We start from the raw sequence: 18,707 nt of genomic DNA on the forward strand, positions 1-18,707 counted from the left end.
GTTCCTCACCGTTCGTTGTGGTCGCTGTTGCCGCGGGCGGCGTCTTCGAGTTCGCGCAGGACGTGTTCCTCCACCAGATCCGCCAGGGCGGCGACCGTGCGGGCGGTCAGCACGTCCCGGGGGGTGAGGGCGACGCCGAAGGTCTCGTTGGTCCGGGAGGCGATGAGCAGGCTGCGCAGCGAGTCGCCGCCCAGGGCGAAGAAGTCGTCCTCGACGCCCACGGTCGTCTCCAGGGCCTGGGCCCAGACGTCCGCGAGGAATTCCTCGGTGGGAGTGCGCGGGGCGACGTGCGCGGCGGGCTCGTGCGGGTCCGGGCCGGGCGCGGGCAGGGCGGCTCGGTCGGTCTTGCCGTTCTCGGTGAGCGGGAAGCGCTCCAGGACGACGAAGGCCGAGGGGACCATGTGGCCGGGCAGGGTCCGGGCGGCGTGGGCGCGCAGCTCCGCGCCGGACGGGACGTCGGTGTCCGGTGCGGCGAGCAGATGGGCCACCAGGCGCGGCGTTCCGGGCTCGTCCTCCCGTACGGTCACCACGGCGTCCCGCACGGCCGGGTGGCTCACCAGGGCCGTCTCGACCTCGCCCGCCTCGATCCGGTGGCCGTGCAGCTTCATCTGGTGGTCGGTGCGGCCCAGATAGTGGAGCTCGCCCCGGGCGTCGCGGCGGACCAGGTCGCCCGTGCGGTACATCCGGTCACCCGGTGCGCCGTACGGGTCGGCGGTGAACCGCGTGGCCGTCAGTCCCGGGCGGTGGAGATAGCCGCGGGCCAGGGAGGGCCCGCTGATCCACAGTTCGCCCGCGACTCCGTCGGCGACCGGTCGCAGCCGCCCGTCGAGCACATAGACCCCGCTGCCCTGTCGCGGGCGGCCGATCGGGGGCGCCGCACCGTCGGGCAGGAGCGGTCCCGACCAGGTGGCGACGACCGTGGCCTCGGTGGGTCCATAGGAGTTGATCATCCGGTGGTGCGGGGCCCAGCGGCCGACCAGGTCGGCGCCGCAGGCGTCCGCGCCGACGATGAGCGTGCGCAGGTCCGGCAGCGTCCCCGCGGTGGCGGGCGGCACGGTGGCGAGCGCGGCGGGCGGCAGCAGGGTGTGGGTGATGCGTTCACCGCGCAGCACCTCGGCCAGCTGCTCGCCGAGCAGCGGTCCGGGCGGCGGCACCACGAGGCGGGCACCGGCCGGCAGGGCCATGCACAGCTCCAGTACCGAGGCGTCGAAGCTGGGGGTGGCGAAGGCCAGCACCCGGTCGCCCGGCCGCACTTGGTAGTGGTCGGCCTCGGCGCCGGCGAAGCCCGCCAGGCCGCGGTGGGTGACGACCACGCCCTTGGGGGTGCCGGTGGAGCCGGACGTGTAGATCACATAGGCCGGGTCGTCGAGGTCGAGCGGGCGGATGCGGTCCCGGTCGGTGGGCCGATGGGCGGGTGCGGTCCCGTCCTCGGCGGCCAGGAGGTCTCGTACCTCGTCGGCCTCCAGGGTGACGGCCGGGGCGGCGTCGCGCAGCATCAGCGCGATCCGCTCGGCCGGGTACCCGGGGTCAACCGGCAGGTAGGCGGCGCCGGCCTTGGCGGTCGCGAGCTGGGCGACGATCATGTCGGCCGATCTCGGCAGGACCAGGGCGACGACGTCACCGGGGCCCGCCCCCCGGGTGAGGAGATGGTGCGCCAGGCGGTTGGCCCGTGCCTCCAGTTGCGCGAAGGAGAGCCGGCGGTCCGGTGCGGTCACCGCGGGGGCGTCCGGCCACCGGTCGACGGCCGTCTCGACGAGCGCGGCCAGGGTGGCCGGCGGGACCGTGTCGGCGGGCGGCCGCGCGGTCAGCCGCTCGCGTTCGTCCGACGGCAGGATGTCGAGCGCGTCCACGCTCGCCGCGCCGCCGGGTGCCGCCAGGGCTTTCAGGGTGTGCACCAGCTGGGCGGTCAGGGACGCGGCGGTGGACTCCTCGAAGTACCGTGGGTCGTAGCCGAGTTCGACGCTCAGACGGGTATCGGGCGAGACCACCACGGTGAGCGGGTAGTTGGTGGCCTCCAGGGCGTGCAGATCACGGACGCGCAGGCCGTGTGCGGTGGCCGCGGTGTCGTTGATCGGGTAGTTCTCGAAGACCACCAGGCTCTCGAACAGCGGTGATCCGGCGGGCAGTTCGCTCCAGCCGCGCAGGTCGGACAGCGGGACGTGGTCGAAGCCACGGGCACTGGCCTGCGCGGACTGGAGCCCTTGCAGCCAATCGGCCGGGGCCGCACCGCCGTCCACGTCGCACCGCACCGGCAGGGTGTTGATGAACAGGCCGGTGATGGAGTCGGCGCCGGGCAGGTCCGCGGGCCGGCCGGAGACCGTCGTGCCGAAGCACACGTCGCGCTGTCCGCTCCAGCGTGACAGCAGCAGGCCCCACACCCCCTGGACGACGGTGTTGAGGGTGAGGTGGTGGTGCCGGGCGAAGTCCTGGAGGGCGGTGCTCTCCTGCTCGCCGAGCCGCTGCGAGAGCCAGGTGCCGGCGCGGGTGGCGGCGCCCGGGGCCGGGCGGCGGTCGTAGGGCAGCGGGGTGGGTGCGGACAGCCCCGCCAGCGCCCGGCGCCAGTGCTCCTCGGCCGGGGCCGTGTCGTGGGCGGCGAGCCAGGCGGCGTAGTCGGCGAACGGCCTGCGGTCCGGCAGCCCGGGGTCGGTGCCCCGGGTGAGCGCCGCATGGCAGGCGAAGACGTCCGAGAGAACCTGGAAGACGCTCCACCCGTCGAGCAGCACATGGTGGAAGGTCCACACGACCCGTACCTCTGCCGGCGAGAGCCGGATGAGGGTGAGCCGCAGCAGCGGCGCCCGGTCCAGGGCGAGCCCGCGGTCCCGGTCGTCGGCGAGCAGCCGCTCCAGTGCGGTGTCGCGCTCGTCCTGCGCCAGGGCGCTCCAGTCGAGTGCGGTGACGGGCAGGGTGACGGAGCGGTGGACGGTCTGGAGGGGCACCGGCACCTCGTGCAGGACCACCGCGCTGCGCAGCACGGGGGTGCGGTCGACGACGTGCTGCCAGGCGGCGGCCAGCAGCCGGGAGTCGCGTACGCCGTCCAGGACGAAGGTGGCCTGCTCCACGTAGAGCCCCTGGTCGGGTTCGTCGAGCCCGTGGAAGACCAGTCCGGTCTGCGTGGGGGTCAGCGGATAGACGTCCGTGACGTCCCGGCCGTCGCCGACGAGCCGGTCGACGGTCTCCTGGTCCAGGCCGGCCAGCGGGAAGTCGGAGGGGGTGCGGCCCCCGGCGTCCGGTTCCGCGCAGTGCCGCACGATCTCCCGCAGCTCGGCGGCCATCTCCTCGGCCAGCTTCGCCACGGTGGCCGGCAGGTGCAGGTTCTTCGAGTACGACCAGGTGAACTCCAGCCGTTTGTCCGTCACCAGGCCGACGACGTCGATCAGATGCGGCCGGTCGGCCGTCCGGTCCATGTCACCTTCCAGCGCGCCGTACGGTGCGTGCAGCAGACCGCCGCCCCCGGACGCGCTCCGGTCCTGCTGGCCGAGGTAGTTGAAGGCGATCTGCGGGTCGGCCGGGAGCCCGGTGGCCGCCGGGGTGCGCAGGTGGCGCAGCGCGCCGTGTCCCAGGCCGTGGCGGGGCAGCGTCCGCAGGCCCTCCTTGGCGGACTTCAGCGCCGTGGCGACGTCCGCGTGCGGCGGCAGGTCCAGCGCGACCGGGAACATGGTGGTGAACCAGCCGACGGTGCGGGAGAGGTCGACGTCGTCGAAGATCTCCTCGCGGCCGTGGCCCTCCAGCCCGATCCGTACCCGGTCGTGCCCGGTCCAGCGGGCCAGCACCCGGCCCAGGGCGCACAGCAGGACGTCGTTGATCCGGGTCCGGTAGACGTCCGGGACGTCCTGGAGCAGCCGTCGGGTCTCCTCGGCCTCCAGGCGGACGGTCACGGTGTCCTCGGAGTCCGCGGAGTTGCGGCCCGTGCGGTCGGTGGGCAGGTCCGTGTGACCGTCCGGCCCGCTCCAGTGGGCGATTTCGTCGTCGAAGCCGCCGGCGGCGGTGTGGTCGTGCAGCCGCTGCGCCCAGGCGCGGAACGAGGTGGTCTTGGGGCCGAGCGCGGCCCGGCCGCCGGCCCGCACCCGCCGGTAGGCGGTGTCGAGGTCCTCCAGGATGATGCGCCAGGACACCGCGTCGACGACGAGGTGGTGGGCCGCCAGTACCAGGACCGGGCGGTCCTGGTCGCCCAGGTGGCACAGCGCGGTCTTCAGCAGCGGCCCGCCGGCCAGGTCGAAGGCGGCGCACAGGTCGCGGGTCAGCGCGCGCAGTTCGGCCGCGCGCTCCTGCGGCGACCGGCGGGAGAGGTCGTGCACCTCCAGGGCGGGCGCCGCACCGGGCGCCGCGCTGTACTGGCGCCAGTGGCCGTCGCCGGTGGCCTCGTAGCCCATGCGCAGGGCGTCGTGGTGCTCCAGCACCGCGGCCAGGGCGGCGCGCAGCGCGCCCTCGTCGACCTCGGCGGCCAGTTGGAAGGAGAGCGACTGGGTGAAGTGCCCGGGATTGTCCGGGACGTTGTCGAACAGCCAGTGCTGGACGGGGGTGAGCGGCACCTCTCCGACCACCGGGCCCTGTTCGGCGGTGGACACCGCGGCCCGCAGCTGCCCGGCGGCCGCGGCCAGGGCGGCGACGGTCTGGTGGACGAACAGATGGCGCGGGGTCAGCGCAAGGCCCGCGCGGCGGGCCGCGGAGACGATCTGGATGCTGAGGATCGAGTCCCCGCCGAGCGCGAAGTAGTTGTCCTCGGCGCCCACGTGGTCCACGCCCAGCACGGCGGCCCAGATCCCGGCGAGCACCTTCTCGGTGTCCGTGCGCGGCGGGACGTAACCGGCGGCCGGGGCGGCCCAGTCGGGCGCCGGCAGGGCGCGCCGGTCGAGTTTGCCGGTCGCTCCCAGCGGCAGCCGCTCCAGGGGGACGACGACCGCGGGGACCAGGTGGTCGGGCAGGCTCTGCGCGAGGAAGGCACGCAGCGCGGCGGGGTCGGCGCTCGCCGCGCCCCGTGCGACCACATAGCCCACCAGGCGCTTGTGGCCGTCGGTCTCGACGACCCGCGCGGCGGCCTCGGCCACCTCGGGGTGCCGGGCCAACGCGGCTTCCACCTCGCCCAGTTCGATGCGGAAGCCGCGCACCTTGACCTGGTCGTCGGTCCGGCCGAGGTACTCCAGCCGGCCCTCGGCGTCCCAGCGCACGAGGTCGCCGGTGCGGTACATCCGCTCGCCGGCGGGGCCGAACGGGTCCGCCAGGAAGCGCCCGGCGGTCAGTCCGGGCCGCGCGAAGTACCCGCGTGCCACGCCGGTACCGGCGAGGTAGAGCTCACCGGGGGCCCCGACCGGGACCGGCCGCAGGTACGGGTCGAGGACGTAGGCGCGGGCTCCGGCGACGGGGCTGCCGATCGGCGGGGTGCGGTCCGGGTCCGCGGGGTCGCAGTACCAGGCGGTGGCGTAGACGGTGGCCTCGGTGGGGCCGTAGATGTTGGCGACCCGGCAGCCGGGGACGGCGGCGCGTACCTCGCGGACGGTGCGGGCGGCGAGGCCCTCACCGGCCAGCACCACGGTGTCCGCCGTGACGTGGACGGTGTCCTCGGCGAGGAGCCGGCCCAGGGCCGAGGGGACGGCGCTGAGCAGGCTCGCGGTCCAGGGGGCGGAGCGTTCGGCCAGGGCCAGCAGGTCGCTCACGATCTCGACGCAGCCGCCGGACAGCAACGGGCTGAAGATCTCGAAGACGGACACATCGAAGTTCAGCGAGGTGGATGCCACGACGTGGGACAGGCCACGGCCGCCGAACTCGGCGGCCGCCCAGTCGGTCAGGGACACCACCGAACCGTGGGTCGCCACCACGCCCTTGGGCAGGCCCGTCGATCCCGAGGTGTGGATGACATAGGCGGGGTGGGCGGGCAGCAGCGCACCGGTCCGTTCTCCGTCACCGATGTCGGCGGCGGACTGCCCGGCGAGCCGGTCCGCCCACGCGGGGTCGTCCAGCACGATCCGGGTGGCGGGCCCCTCCGGCAGCCGGCCGGCCAGTTCGGGGGTGGTGAGCACGATGTCCGGACCGATGTCGTCGAACAGGAACGAGACGCGCTCGGCCGGGTACTTGGGATCGACCGGCAGATAGCCCGCGCCGCTCTTGAGCACGGCCAGCAGGGCCACGATCAGGTCCGCCGTGCGCGGCAGCGCGAGGGCGACGAACCGCTCCGGGCCCGCGCCCGAGGCGATCAGCAGCCGCGCCAGCCGGTTGGCGCGTTCGTTCAGCTCCCGGTAGGTGAGGCGGTCGTCCCCGGCCAGCACGGCCGCGGCGTGCGGGGTGCGGCCCGCCTGCTCCTCGAACACCTCGGGCAGCACGCGCCGCGGCTGCGGGGCGGCCGGACCGCCGAACTCCCGCAGGACGCGTCCGCGTTCCTCCTCGGTGAGCAGCGGCAGGTCCGCCAGCCGGCGGTCCGGATCGGCTGCCATCTCCGTCAGCAGGACGCGCAGGCACGCGCCCAGCCGCTCGACCGTCGTGGCGTCGAAGGCCGCCGGGTCGTAGTCCAGGGCCACGGTGAGGCGCTCACCGGGGGCGACGATCACGCTCAGCGGGTAGTTGGTCGGCTCCAGGTCACGTTCCTGCTGGATGCCCAGACCGTGCCGGGCGAGGGCGTCGCTGTCGAAGGGGTAGTTCTCGAAGACCACGATGCTGTCGAACAGGCTCGTCCCGTACGGGACTTCGCTCCAGGTCCGGAGATCGGCCAGGGAGACGAAGTCGAAGCGCCGGGACTCCGACTGCGCCGTCTGAAGGGCGCGCAGCCAGTCCAGCAGAGCGCGCTGCCCGTCGACCCGTACCCGGGTGGGCAGGGTGTTGATGAACAGTCCGACCATGGACTCCACACCGGGCAGCGCGGCGGGGCGCCCGGAGACGGTGGTGCCGAAGACCACGTCGTCGCTGTTGCTGTAGCGGGACAGCAGCAGCCCCCAGGCGCCCTGGAGGACGGTGTTCATGGTGAGGCCGGACTGCTGTGCCATCTCCCGCAGCCGCGCGGAGTCCGTCTCGTCCAGCGTGACGCGGACCGATCCCGAGGAGGAGGCGCGGTGGGCCTCCAGGGGCTTGCGGTCCCGCGGGAGTTCGGTGGGCGAGGTGAACCCGGCCAGCGCGGTGCGCCAGTGCCGTTCGGCCTGCGTGGTGTCCTGCTCCGCCAGCCAGCGCAGGTAGCTGCCGAAGGGCGGGCGGGAGGGGACCTGGGGGCGGCGGCCGCCGGTGAGCGCCGCGTACCGTTCGCAGACCTCGTCGAAGACCTGGGCCGCGCTCCAGCCGTCGAGCAGGATGTGGTGGAAGGTCCAGACGAGACGGACCCGGTCGGCGGACAGCCTGATCAGGGCCAGCCGCATCAACGGGGCGGCGGCGAGGTCGAGACCGGCCTCCCGGTCCTCGGCGAGCAGGGTGGCCAGCGCGCGCTCGGCCGCGTCGGCGCTCCGCCCGGACCAGTCGTGGTGGGTGACGGGCACGGTGGCACGGGCCTGGACGACCTGGAGCGGCTCGGCGGTTTCCTCCCACACCAGTCGGGTGCGGAGCATCGGGTTGGCGTCGGCCGTCTGCTGCCAGGCCGTGGCGAGCGCGACGGGGTCGGTGACACCGGAGAGCACCAGCTGGACCTGGTTGAAGTAGGTGTGCGAGGCCGGGTCCATCAGGCTGTGGAACAGCATCCCGGCCTGCATCGGGGTCAGCGGGTAGATGTCCTCCACGGCGCGGCCGTCCGCCGCGACCCGGTCCACGGACGCCTGGTCGAGGCGGGCGAGCGGGAAGTCGGAGGGGGTGCGGCCGCCGGCGTCCGGCCCGGCGCAGTGGGCGACGATGTCCTCCAGCGCCGTGAGCATGCCCGTGGCCAGCGCGGTGACCGTCTCCTCACGGTGCACTCCGCTGCTGTAGTACCAGGTCAGTTCGAGGCATCGCTCCTCGACCCGGCCCACCACGTCCAGCAGGTGCGGCCGGTTCGTCTCGGGCGCGGCGGCGCCGTCCAGTCCGCCGCGCACCGCGCGGATCAGGCCGCCGTCGCCCGACCAGTCGAACCGGCCGAGGTAGTTGAAACTGATCCGGGGCTGGGGTGTGGCAGCGAGTTCGCCGTCGGTGCCGAGGTGCCGCAGCGCCCCGTGGCCCAGACCCCGGCCGGGGACCGCACGCAGCTGCTCCTTGACGGACTTGAGCGCCGCGGCCCAGTCGCCTGCCGGGACGTCCAGGGCGACGGGGAACAGGGTGGTGAACCAGCCGACCGTACGGGACAGGTCGACGCCGTCGAAGAGGTGGTCCTCACGGCCGTGCCCCTCCAGACCGACGGCGACGGTGCGCTGCCCGGTCCAGTCGGCCAGCACCCGGCCGAGCGCCGTGAGCAGCACGTCGTTGATCTGGGTGCGGTAGACGGCAGGCACCTTCTGCAACAGGTCGCCGGTCCGCTGCCGGTCCAGACGGACGGTGACCGAGCGCAGGTCGGCGATGGTGTTGGTCCCGGCGGCGTCGACGGGCAGCGGTGCCGCGCAGTGGGCGGCCACCGCGCTCCAGTGCGCGCTCTCGCCGGCGAACCCGCCGGACTCGGTGTGGGCGTGCAGCCGCCGGGCCCATTCCTGGACCGAGGTGGTCCGGGCGGGCGGGCTCACCGGCCCGCCGGTGCGTGCCTGCTGGTAGGCGCTCTCCAGGTCCTCCAGCAGCACCCGCCAGGAGACCCCGTCGACCACCAGGTGGTGCACGGTCAGGAACAGCCGCGGCGGCCGGGTCCCCGCCCCGGTGAACAGCCGGGCGGCGAGCAGGGGCCCGTCCGCCAGCCGGAAGCCGGCATGCGCCTCGGCCATGGCGGCCTCGGCCGCGGCCGCGCACTCCTCGTCGTCCCGCCCGCTGAGGTCGTGCACCTCCAGCAGCTGCGGTTCCGGCGCGTCGGGGGCCGGGCAGTGCTGGTGCCAGGTCCCGTCCGGGCGCTGCACGAAGCGGGCCCGCAGGGCGTCGTGGTGGGTCCACAGGGCGTGCAGGGCCCGTTGCAGGGCCTGCGGATCGGGGTCCTCGGCCAGTTCGATGAGGACGGACTGGTTGAAGTACCCGGGGCGTTGCGGCCGGGCGTCGAGGAACCAGTGCTGGATCGGGGTGAGGGCGACGTCCCCGGTCACCGGGCCGGTGCCGGCGACGGGTGCGGCGGCGCCGGTGGCGGCCGCCAGGGCGGCGATCGTGGGATGCCGGAACAGGTCCCGGGGAGTCAGGGTCAGGCCGGCCCGGCGGGCCCGCGAGACGACCTGGATGCTGAGGATCGAATCGCCGCCCAGCATGAAGAAGTTGTCCTCGACCCCCACCCGGTCGACGCCCAGCAGCGCGCACCAGATCTCCGCGAGGATCCGCTCGGCCTCGGTGCGCGGCGCGAGGTGCTCCGAGGATGCGGCGGCCGACCAGTCGGGGGCGGGCAGCCTGCGCCGGTCGACCTTTCCGTTGCGCGTGAGGGGCAGCGCGTCCAGGGTCACGAACGCGGCGGGGAGCATGTAGTCGGGCAGTTCGGCGGCGAGGAAGGCACGCAGCTCCTCCGCCTGCGGCACCGTCGCGCCCGGGGCGGGTACGAGGTAGGCGGCCAGGCGCTTGCGGCCGCCGTCCTCGGGGACGGTCAGTACCGCTTCGGCGACCGCGGTGTGGCGGGTGAGCTGGGCCTCGATCTCCGCCGGTTCGACACGGAAGCCCCGGATCTTGATCTGGTCGTCGGCACGCCCCACGAAGTGGAGTTCGCCGTCGGCGCTCCAGCGCACGATGTCGCCGGTGCGGTACATCCGGGTCCCGGGCGGTCCGAACGGGTCGGCCAGGTAGCGTTCGGCGGTCGCGCCGGGACGGCCGCCGTAGCCGCGGGCGAGCCCGGCACCGGCGATGTACAGCTCCCCCGGGATGCCCGGCGGCTGGGGCTGCAAGGCGTCGTCCAGGACGTAGACGCGGGTGTTGTCCAGGGGACGTCCGATGGGCAGGGCCGCGGGCAGCGGGTCACCGGAGCGGAAGGTGCGCCGGGTCGCGAAGGTGGTCGTCTCGGTGGGGCCGTAGCCGTCGACCACGGTCAGGCCGGGGCAGGCGTCGAGGACGCGGCGTACCGCGGCACCCGGCACGGCCTCGCCGCCGGTCCACACCTCCCGGGCGCCCCGCAGGCACTCGGGGTCCTCCTGGGCCAGCAGGCGGAACAGCCCGGCGGTCAGCCACAGGCAGCTGACGCCGTGTTCGGAGATCGCCCGGCGCACCGTGTTGGCGTCCACGTCGGCCGGCGGGGCCAGGACGGCCCGGCCGCCGCGCAGCAGCGGCACCCACAGTTCGTAGGTGGCCGCGTCGAAGGCCTGCGGGGAGTGCACCAGGACCCGGTCGTGTCCGTCGAAGGCGCGGTCGAAGGCGAGCGCCACGACGTCCCGGTGGCGCACCGCGACCCCCTTGGGGCGGCCGGTGGAGCCGGAGGTGAACATCAGGTAGAGCACGTTGTCGGGGTGGAGGACGGGCAGGGGCGCGCCCTCCACGGCGGCGGTGCCGGACGGCGCGGGCGGCGCGCCCTGGTCCGTCACCAGCAGGGCGTGCCCGCCGGGAGCCACCTCGCGGGCGGTTTCCTCCCATGCGGTGTCGGTGAGCACCAGGTCCGCCGTGGTCTCCCCCAGCACCTGCCGCAGCCGCTCCCGCGGGGCGCGTCCGTCCAGCGGGACGTACACCCCTCCCGCCTTGACGAGGGCCAGCTGGGCGACGACCAGTGCGGCCGACCGGTCCATGAGGACGCCGACCGGGGACTCCGGACGCACGCCGAGCCCGGTCAGTCTGCGGGCCAACGCATCGGTACGGGCGTCGAGTTCGCGGTAGGTCACGCAGACGCCGTCGGCGTCCAGGGCCGTGGCGTCGGGGGTGCGCCGGGCCTGGGCGGCGAACAGCCCGGCGACCGTGCCCTCGGGCAGTGCGGCGGAGGTGTCGTTCCACTCCTCGACCACCTGGCGCCGGCGCGCCGCGCCGAGCACCGGCAGCCGCGCGGGCGGGCGCCGGTCGTCGGCGGCCATGCCCTCCAGCAGCACCGTGAGGTATTCGCCCATCCGCTCGACGGTGGCGGTGTCGAACAGTTCCGGGTCGTAGCCGAGCCGCAGGGCCATTTCCGGGCCGGGGTAGGCGACCAGGCTGAGCGGATAGTTGGTGGTCTCGATGCCGTCGAGGCCGCTCAGCCGCAGCCCGTGCGCGGCGGCGAGGTCGTCGCCGACGGGGTAGTTCTCGAACACCACGATGCTGTCGAACAGTCCGACCCGCTCGGGCAGGTCGCTGAACGCCTTCAGCCGGGCGAGCGGTACGAAGTCGAAGCGCCGGTCGTCGGTCTGGATCTCCTGCACCCGGCGCAGCCAGTCCGTCAGGGTGCCGTCGGAGGGGACGGTCAGCCGGGTCGGTACGGTCGCGATGAACAGGCCGTTCATGGCCTCGACGCCGGGCAGTTCCGGCGGCCGTCCGGACACGGTGGTGCCGAAGACGACGTCGGACCGCCCCGTCTGACGGGCCAGCAGCAGCGCCCAGGCCCCCTGCACCAGGGTGTTCATGGTCAGGCCCGCGCCCTTGGCCAGCTCGTCCAGCCGGCGGGAGGTGCCGGCGGACAGGGTGACGCGCACCGCCTCGGTGGACTCCGCGCGGTGGGTCTCCCTGGGCTCACGGTCGTAGGGCAGTGCGGTGGGCTCGGCCAGTCCGTCGAGCCGGGTCCGCCAGTGCTGTTCGGCCTCCGCCCAGTCGCGGTCCCGCAGCCAGGCCACGTAGTCGCGGAAGGGCCGGCGGCCGGGCAGGCCCGGGTCCGGAGGCGTGACACCGTCCCCGGCCGCCGCGTCACGCAGTGCGGCGTGGCACCGGAAGACGTCGGAGAGCACCTGGAACAGGCTCCAGCCGTCCAGCACCAGATGGTGGAAGGACCACACCACCTGCACCTCGGTATCGGACAGCCGGGCCACGGCCAGGCGCAGCAGCGGAGCGGTTTCGAGGTCGATCCCGCGCCGCCGGTCGCGGTCGAGCAGTTCCCGCAGCCGGGCCCGGCGCTCGCCGTCCGGCAGGGCGCGCCAGTCCAGGTGGGTGACCGGCACGGTGGCGCCGCGCTCCACCACCAGCAGCGGCTCGGGCACGTCCTGCCACACGACGCGCCCGCGCAGTACCGGGGTGCGGTCCGTCACCTGCTGCCAGGCCGCGGCCAGGGTCTGCGGATCGGACACGCCGTCCAGCACGAAGGTGAGCTGCTGGAAGTAGACGCTCTGGTCGTCCTGGGAGAGCCGGTGGAAGAGCATGCCGGCCTGGGTGGGGGTGAGCGGGTGGATGTCCTCGACGGTGCCGCCGTCGCCGACCAGCCGGTCCACCGTCGGCTGGTCGAGGGCGGCCAGCGGGAAGTCGGACGGGGTGCGGCCGCCGGCCCCGGGCCGGGCGCCGTGCCGGGCGATGTCGCCCAGCGCCCGGGCGAATTCGCCGGCCAGCCGGGCGACGGTCTCCTCGTGGTGGAGGTGCGTCGAGTAGAACCAGGTGAATTCCAGCGCGTCGCCGTCCAGCCGGCCCACGACCTCCAGCGCGTGCGGCCGCGGCGCCGCGGGGTCGGCGTCGAGCGCCAGCCCACGGTGCGGACCGCGGTAGAGGCAGCCGTCGCCGCCCGGCAGGCCGAACTGGCCGAGGTAGTTGAAGCTGATGCCCGCGGTGGGCAGCTGCGGCAGGTCTTCGGGCCGGGTCAGATACCGCTGGACGCCGTAGCCGAGACCGCGGCGGGGCACGGCGCGCAGCTGCTCCTTGACCGACTTCAGCACGGTGCCCCAGTCCGCGTCCCCGGCGACGGCGAGGGCGACCGGGTAGCGGGTCGTGAACCAGCCGACGGTGCGGCTCAGGTCCACGTCCGGGAAGAGTTCCTCCCGCCCGTGGCCCTCCAGGTCCACCGGGACCCGGTCGTGTCCGGTCCACTCGTGCAGCACCCGTCCCAGCGCACTCAGCAGCACGTCGTTGACCTGGGTGCGGAAGGCCCCGGGCAGGGTGTGCAGCAGGACGGAGGTGTCCCCCGGGGTGAGGCGCACGGTCACCGAGCGGGCCGACGCATAGGTGTTGGCGCCCGCGAGGTCGGCCGGCAGCGCCGGGTCGCAGGTGCGGGCCAGCGTCGTCCAGTAGGCCGTCTCGTCCTGGAAGCCGCCGGCTTCGGCGTGCCCGGTCAGCCGGCCCGCCCAGTGGCGCAGCGGGGAGGACTTCGGCGGCAGCGCGGCGCCCTCTCCCCCGCGCTGTGCGCGGTAGGCCCGGTCCAGGTCCTCCAGCAGCAGGCGCCACGAGACGCCGTCGACCACCAGGTGGTGGACGGCCAGGTGCAGGACGGGGGGCCGCTCGTCACTCCGGTCGTGGAGCACCGCCCGCAGCAGGGGGCCGCGGCGCAGGTCGAACGGGCCGAGGTGCGGTGCGTCGTCCTCAGGGCCGGTGTGGCGGTGCAGCGCGCATCCGGGCGCCTCGCTGTCGATGTGCTGGCGCCACCGGCCGTCGCCGTCCGGCACGAAGCGCGAGCGCAACGCGTCGTGGTGGGCGACCACGTCGTGCAGCGCGGCTTCCAGCGCCGTGGCGTCCAGGTCGTCGGTCAGCTCGACCGACATCGTCTGGCCGAAGTGGCCGGCCCGTTCGGCGTCGCTCTCGAACAGCCAGTGCTGAATGGGCGTCAGTGGTGCAGGGCCGGTGGCCTCCGCCGCGGGGGCCGGGCCCGGGGCCGGCTGCCCGGCAGCGTCCACGCACTGCGCGAGGGCGGCGACCGTCTGGTGCCGGTAGACGTCGCGCGAGGTGACGGCCAGGCCCGCCTGCCGTGCCTGGGCGACGACCTGGATGCTGAGGATCGAGTCGCCGCCCAGCGAGAAGAAGTTGTCGTCGACGCCGACGCGCTCGACCCGCAGGACATCGGCCCACACGGCGGCGAGGGCCCGTTCGGTGGCGGTGCGCGGCGCCACGTAGTCCGTCGTGCCGTCGGCCGTCCAGTCGGGGGCGGGCAGCCGGCCGCGGTCCAGCTTGCCGTTGGGGTTGAGCGGCATCGCGTCCAGGACGACGACCGAAGCGGGGACCATGTAGTCGGGCACACTGCGGCCCAGAGCGCGCCGGATGGCGCTCGGGACGAGCTCCGCCCCGGGCGCCGGGACGACATAGCCGATCAGCCGCTTGTGGCCGCCGCTCTCCCGGGTGGCGGCGGCTGCCTGGGCCACCCCCGCACAGCGCAGCAGCGCCTCCTCGACCTCGCCCAGCTCGATGCGGAAGCCCCGCACCTTGACCTGCTGGTCGGCCCGGCCCACGTACTCCAGCTCACCGTCGGAGGTCCACCGCACCAGGTCGCCGGTGCGGTACATCCGGCTGCCGGGGCCGGCGAAGGGGTCGGCGAGGAACCGGGCGGCGGTCAGCCCGGGACGCCTGAGGTACCCCCGGGCCAGGCCCCCTCCCCCGAGGTACAACTCACCCGTCACCCCCGGGGGTTGCGGACGCAGCATGCTGTCCAGGACGTAGCAGCGGGTCCGGGCGACGGGGCGTCCGATGGGCGGGGCCTGCTCGGGCGTGCCGTCGCCGGCGAACCACGCCGTGGCGTACACCGTGGCCTCGGTCGGGCCGTAGATGTTGGCGACCTGGGAGGACGGCATCGTCTCCCGGATCTCCCGTACGGTCTGCGCGGGCAGCGCCTCGCCCGCCAGGACCACCGTGTCGGCCGTGACGGTGCCGGCCCCCCGGGTGAGCATCCGGGAGATCACCGACGGCACCCCGCTGATGAGGCCGGCCTGCCGCGGCGCGGTGCCCGGCCGGTCGGCGAGGGCCGGCAGGTCGGCCACCACTTCGATGCTGCCGCCGGACAGCAGGGGGCAGAGGAGTTCGAAGACGGACACATCGAAGTTGAGCGAGGTGGAGGCCACCACGTGGGTCAGCCGCTGCCGGCCGAACTGTGCTCCTGCCCAGACCGCCAGGTCGGCCACGCTGCGGTGGGTGACCACCACACCCTTGGGGCGGCCGGTCGAGCCGGAGGTGTAGATGACGTAGGCGGGGTGGCCCGGATCCAGCGGCCGCACCCGTTCGGCATCGGTGAGGTCGTCCTCCGCGTGCCCGGCCAGCTGTTCCGCGGTCTCCGGATCGTCCAGTACCAGCCGCTCGGTGCCCTCGGGCAGGCAGCCGGCCGTGTCCCGGGTGGTCAGGACGAGGGCCGGACCGGCGTCGGCGAGCATGAACCGGATGCGCTCGGCCGGGTAGCCCGGGTCCACCGGCAGATATCCGGCACCCGCCTTGAGCACCGCCCACAGGACGGCGACCAGGTCGGCCGAGCGCGGCAGGGCCAGCGCCACCAGGGTCTCGGCGCCCACTCCACGGCCGGCCAGCAGCCGGGCGAGGCGGTTGGCGCGCCGGTTCACCTCGTCGTAGGTGAGCTGGGTGTCCCCGCAACCGACGGCGGTCCGGCCGGGAGTGCGGGCGGTCTGCGCCTCCAGGAGTTCGGGCAGCGTGGTGTCCGGGCCGTCCTGCCGCGGGGCGTTCCAGGCGTCGAGCATGGTGCGCCGCTCGTCGTCCGTCAGCAGCGGCAGTTCGGCCACCCTCCGGTGCGGTCCGTCCGCCATGCCCTCCAGCAGGAGGTGCAGCTGACGGCTCATCCGGGCCACGGTCCGGCCGTCGAACAGGTCGGTGTTGTACTCGACGGTCAGCCCGAAGGACCCGTCGCCGCGCGGCAAAAACTCCAGCACGAGGTCGAACCGTGCGGCCGGGCGCGGCAGCGGGTGCTCCTCGATCCGTACGCCGCCGGCCTCCCGGGGGTGCACCATCGCGGTCTGCTGGACGACGAGGACCTGCACCAGCGGGGTGCGGCTGGGGTCCCGCTGCGGTGCCAGCTCCTCGACGACCCGGTCGAACGGCACGCTGTCGTGGCTGAAGGCGTCCAGCAGCGTCGCCCGCATCGTGTCCAGGAACCGGTCGACGGTGGCGGTGCCGTCGACGTCGCTGCGCAGCACCAGGGTGTTGACGAAGAAGCCGGTCACCTCCTCCAGTTCGCGCCGGCTGCGTCCGTTGGTGACGGTGCCGAACGCGATGTCGCGCTGGCCGGTGTAGCGGGAGAACAGCACCGAGGCCGCCCCGGCGAACAGGGTGAACACGGTCGTGCCCTTGGACCGGGCGAGTCTGCCGAGACGTTCGGCCAGGTCCGCCGGCAGCTCATGGCGGTGTGCCGCGCCGGAGGTGGTGCGCACCGGTGGCCGGGGCCGGTCCGTGGGCAGGTCCAGCTGCGGAATCCCGCTCAGATGCCGCTTCCAGTACGCCAGGTCGTCGGCGTGCCGGGCGGGGGTGGGGTGCTCGCGCTCCCACACGGCGAAGTCGGGGTATTGCAGGATCGGTTCTCCGAGGCCGTCCGGACTTCCGTCCGCCTCGGAGGCGTACAGCGCGGCCAGTTCACGGACCAGCACGCCGACCGACCAGCCGTCGGTGACGATGTGGTGCTGGGCCAGGAGCAGCAGGTGCTCGTCGTCGGCCAGCCGGAGCAGCAGGGCCCGGGTCAGGGGCCCCTCGCTCAGGTCGTAGGGGGCCGCCAGCTCCTCGGCGAGCAGCCGCTCGGCCTCCGCGTCCCGGCCACCGGCCGGGAGGGCGCCGAGGTCGACGGTGCGCAACGGCAGCGAGGCGGCGCCGTCGACCCGTTGCACACCACGCCCGTCCACCGTGGTGAAGGTGGTCCGCAGCGCGTCGTGGCGCGCCGCGAGCCGGTCCAGGGCGCGGCCCAGCGCGCCGGCGTCCAGCGGGCCGCCCAGCCGCACCCCGACCCCGGTGTTGTACTCGGTGCCGCCGGCCGTCAAGTCGTCGAGGAACCACAGCCGTTGCTGGGCGCCGGACAGCGGCAGCGGACGGTCGCGCGGGGCCGGGGTGACCGGTGTCGTCGGATCCGCGGCGGCCGGGTCGCCCAGGAGCGGCACCAGTGCGGCGATGGTCCGGGCGGTGAACAGGTCACGCACGGACAGCCGGTCGCCGAGTTCCTCCCGGATGCGGGACAACACCCTCACGGCGAGGACGGAGTCGCCGCCGAGTGCGAAGAAGTCGTCCCCGGTGCCGATGCCGCGCACCGACAGGACATCGGACCAGATGGCGGCGAGGGTCCGCTCGGCGGGTGTCCGGGGTGTCACGTGACCCGCGTCGGGGACACGGGCCGGGCCGGGCGCGGGGAGAGCACGCCGGTCGATCTTGTGGTGCGCGGTCAGCGGGAACGCGTCGAGGACGACGACGGCGGACGGCACCATATGGACCGGCAGACTGCGCGAGACCGCGGCGCGCAGCTCCGCGGGCTGCGGGACCCGGAGGGGGTCGCCCGGTGTCACATAACCGACGAGCCGCTGCCGTCCGGGCTCGTCCTCGCGCACGATGACCACTGCTTCGCCGACACGGGGGTGGCGGGCCAACGCCGCCTCGATCTCCCCCAGTTCGATGCGGAAGCCGCGTACCTTGACCTGCCGGTCGGTCCGTCCGAGGAATTCCAGCTCGCCGCCTGCGGTCCGGCGCGCCAGGTCTCCGGTGCGGTAGAGCCTGGTGCCGGCCGGCCCGTACGGGTCGGCCACGAAACGCGCGGCGGTCAGACCCGGGCGCCCGAGGTAGCCGCGTGCCACCCCGGTGCCGCCCACGTACAGCTCACCGGTGCCCCCCGCCGGCACCGGCCGCATCGCCGCGTCCAGCACATGGACCCGGGCATGGGGCAGCGGCCTGCCGATCGACGGGGTACCGCCGCCGACGGCCAGCGGTCCGGTCCAGGACGCCACCACCGTGGCCTCGGTGGGACCGTAGGAGTTGATCAGCCGACGCCCCACGGCCCAGCGGTCGACCAGCTCCGCCGGGCAGGCTTCGGCTCCCACGATCAGGGTCCGCAGATCGGGCAGGGCGTTGCCGTCCGAGGGGGCGGGCACGGTCGCGAGCGCGGCCGGCGGGATGAGCGCGTGGGTGATGCGGTGGTCCCGTAGGACGGCCGCGAGTTCGTCCCCCAGCCACGGCCCCTTGGGCGGCACGACGAGGGTCGCGCCGGACAGCAGGGAGATGCACAGCTCCAGTACGGAGGCGTCGAAGCTGGGGGACGAGAACTGGAGGACGCGGTCGCCCGGAGTGACGTCGTACTGCGCGGCGGCCGCCGCGGCGAAGTCGCCCAGACCGGTGTGGGGCACCGTCACCCCCTTGGGGGTTCCGGTGGATCCCGAGGTGTAGATGACGTAGGCGGGGTGCTCGGCGTGGAGCGGCGCGAGCCGGTCGCCGTCCTGCGGAGCGTGGTCCGGCCCCGTTGCGGGCCGGGTCTGCGCCGGATCGTCGATGACCGCCGCCGGGGCGGCGTCGGACAGCATCAGGGTGCGGCGTTCGGCGGGGTAGTCCGGGTCGACCGGCAGGAACGCACCGCCCGCCTTGGCCACCGCGAGCTCCGCGACGACGAGTTCCACCGAGCGGGGCAGTACCACCGCCACCGTCCGCTCCGGCCCCACCCCGCGTCCGATGAGGTCGTGCGCGAGGCGGTTGGCCAGGGCGTCGAGCTCACGGTAGGACCAGGTCCGCCGGCCGTCCGTCACCGCGGGGGCATCCGGGGTGCGGGCCGCCCATGCGGCGAAGAGGTCACCGAGCGATGACCCGGGCACCGGACGGACCTGGCCGCCCTCAGGGACCGGAGGAACGGTCCGGGCCTGCGGCGAGGCGGACTGCGGGGCTGAGCTCTCGTGCTGGTCCGTCATGGAGGTCGGTCCTTCTAGGCGGGGACGGGCGTGCGTGCAGCAGGGCATCGGGCAGCCCGGCGG

1 protein-coding gene is annotated in these 18,707 nt (G+C 74.4%); it reads right to left on the reverse strand.

The features are described 5' to 3' along the window. Positions 1-5 precede the first annotated feature (5 nt). On the reverse strand, positions 6-18,644 hold the full coding sequence (locus K7C20_RS02640; protein ID WP_053210400.1) for a non-ribosomal peptide synthetase: 18,639 nt from the start codon (positions 18,642-18,644) through the stop codon (positions 6-8). Positions 18,645-18,707 lie beyond the last annotated feature (63 nt).

Source organism: Streptomyces decoyicus, assembly GCF_019880305.1.
Taxonomy (GTDB): Bacteria; Actinomycetota; Actinomycetes; order Streptomycetales; family Streptomycetaceae; genus Streptomyces; species Streptomyces decoyicus.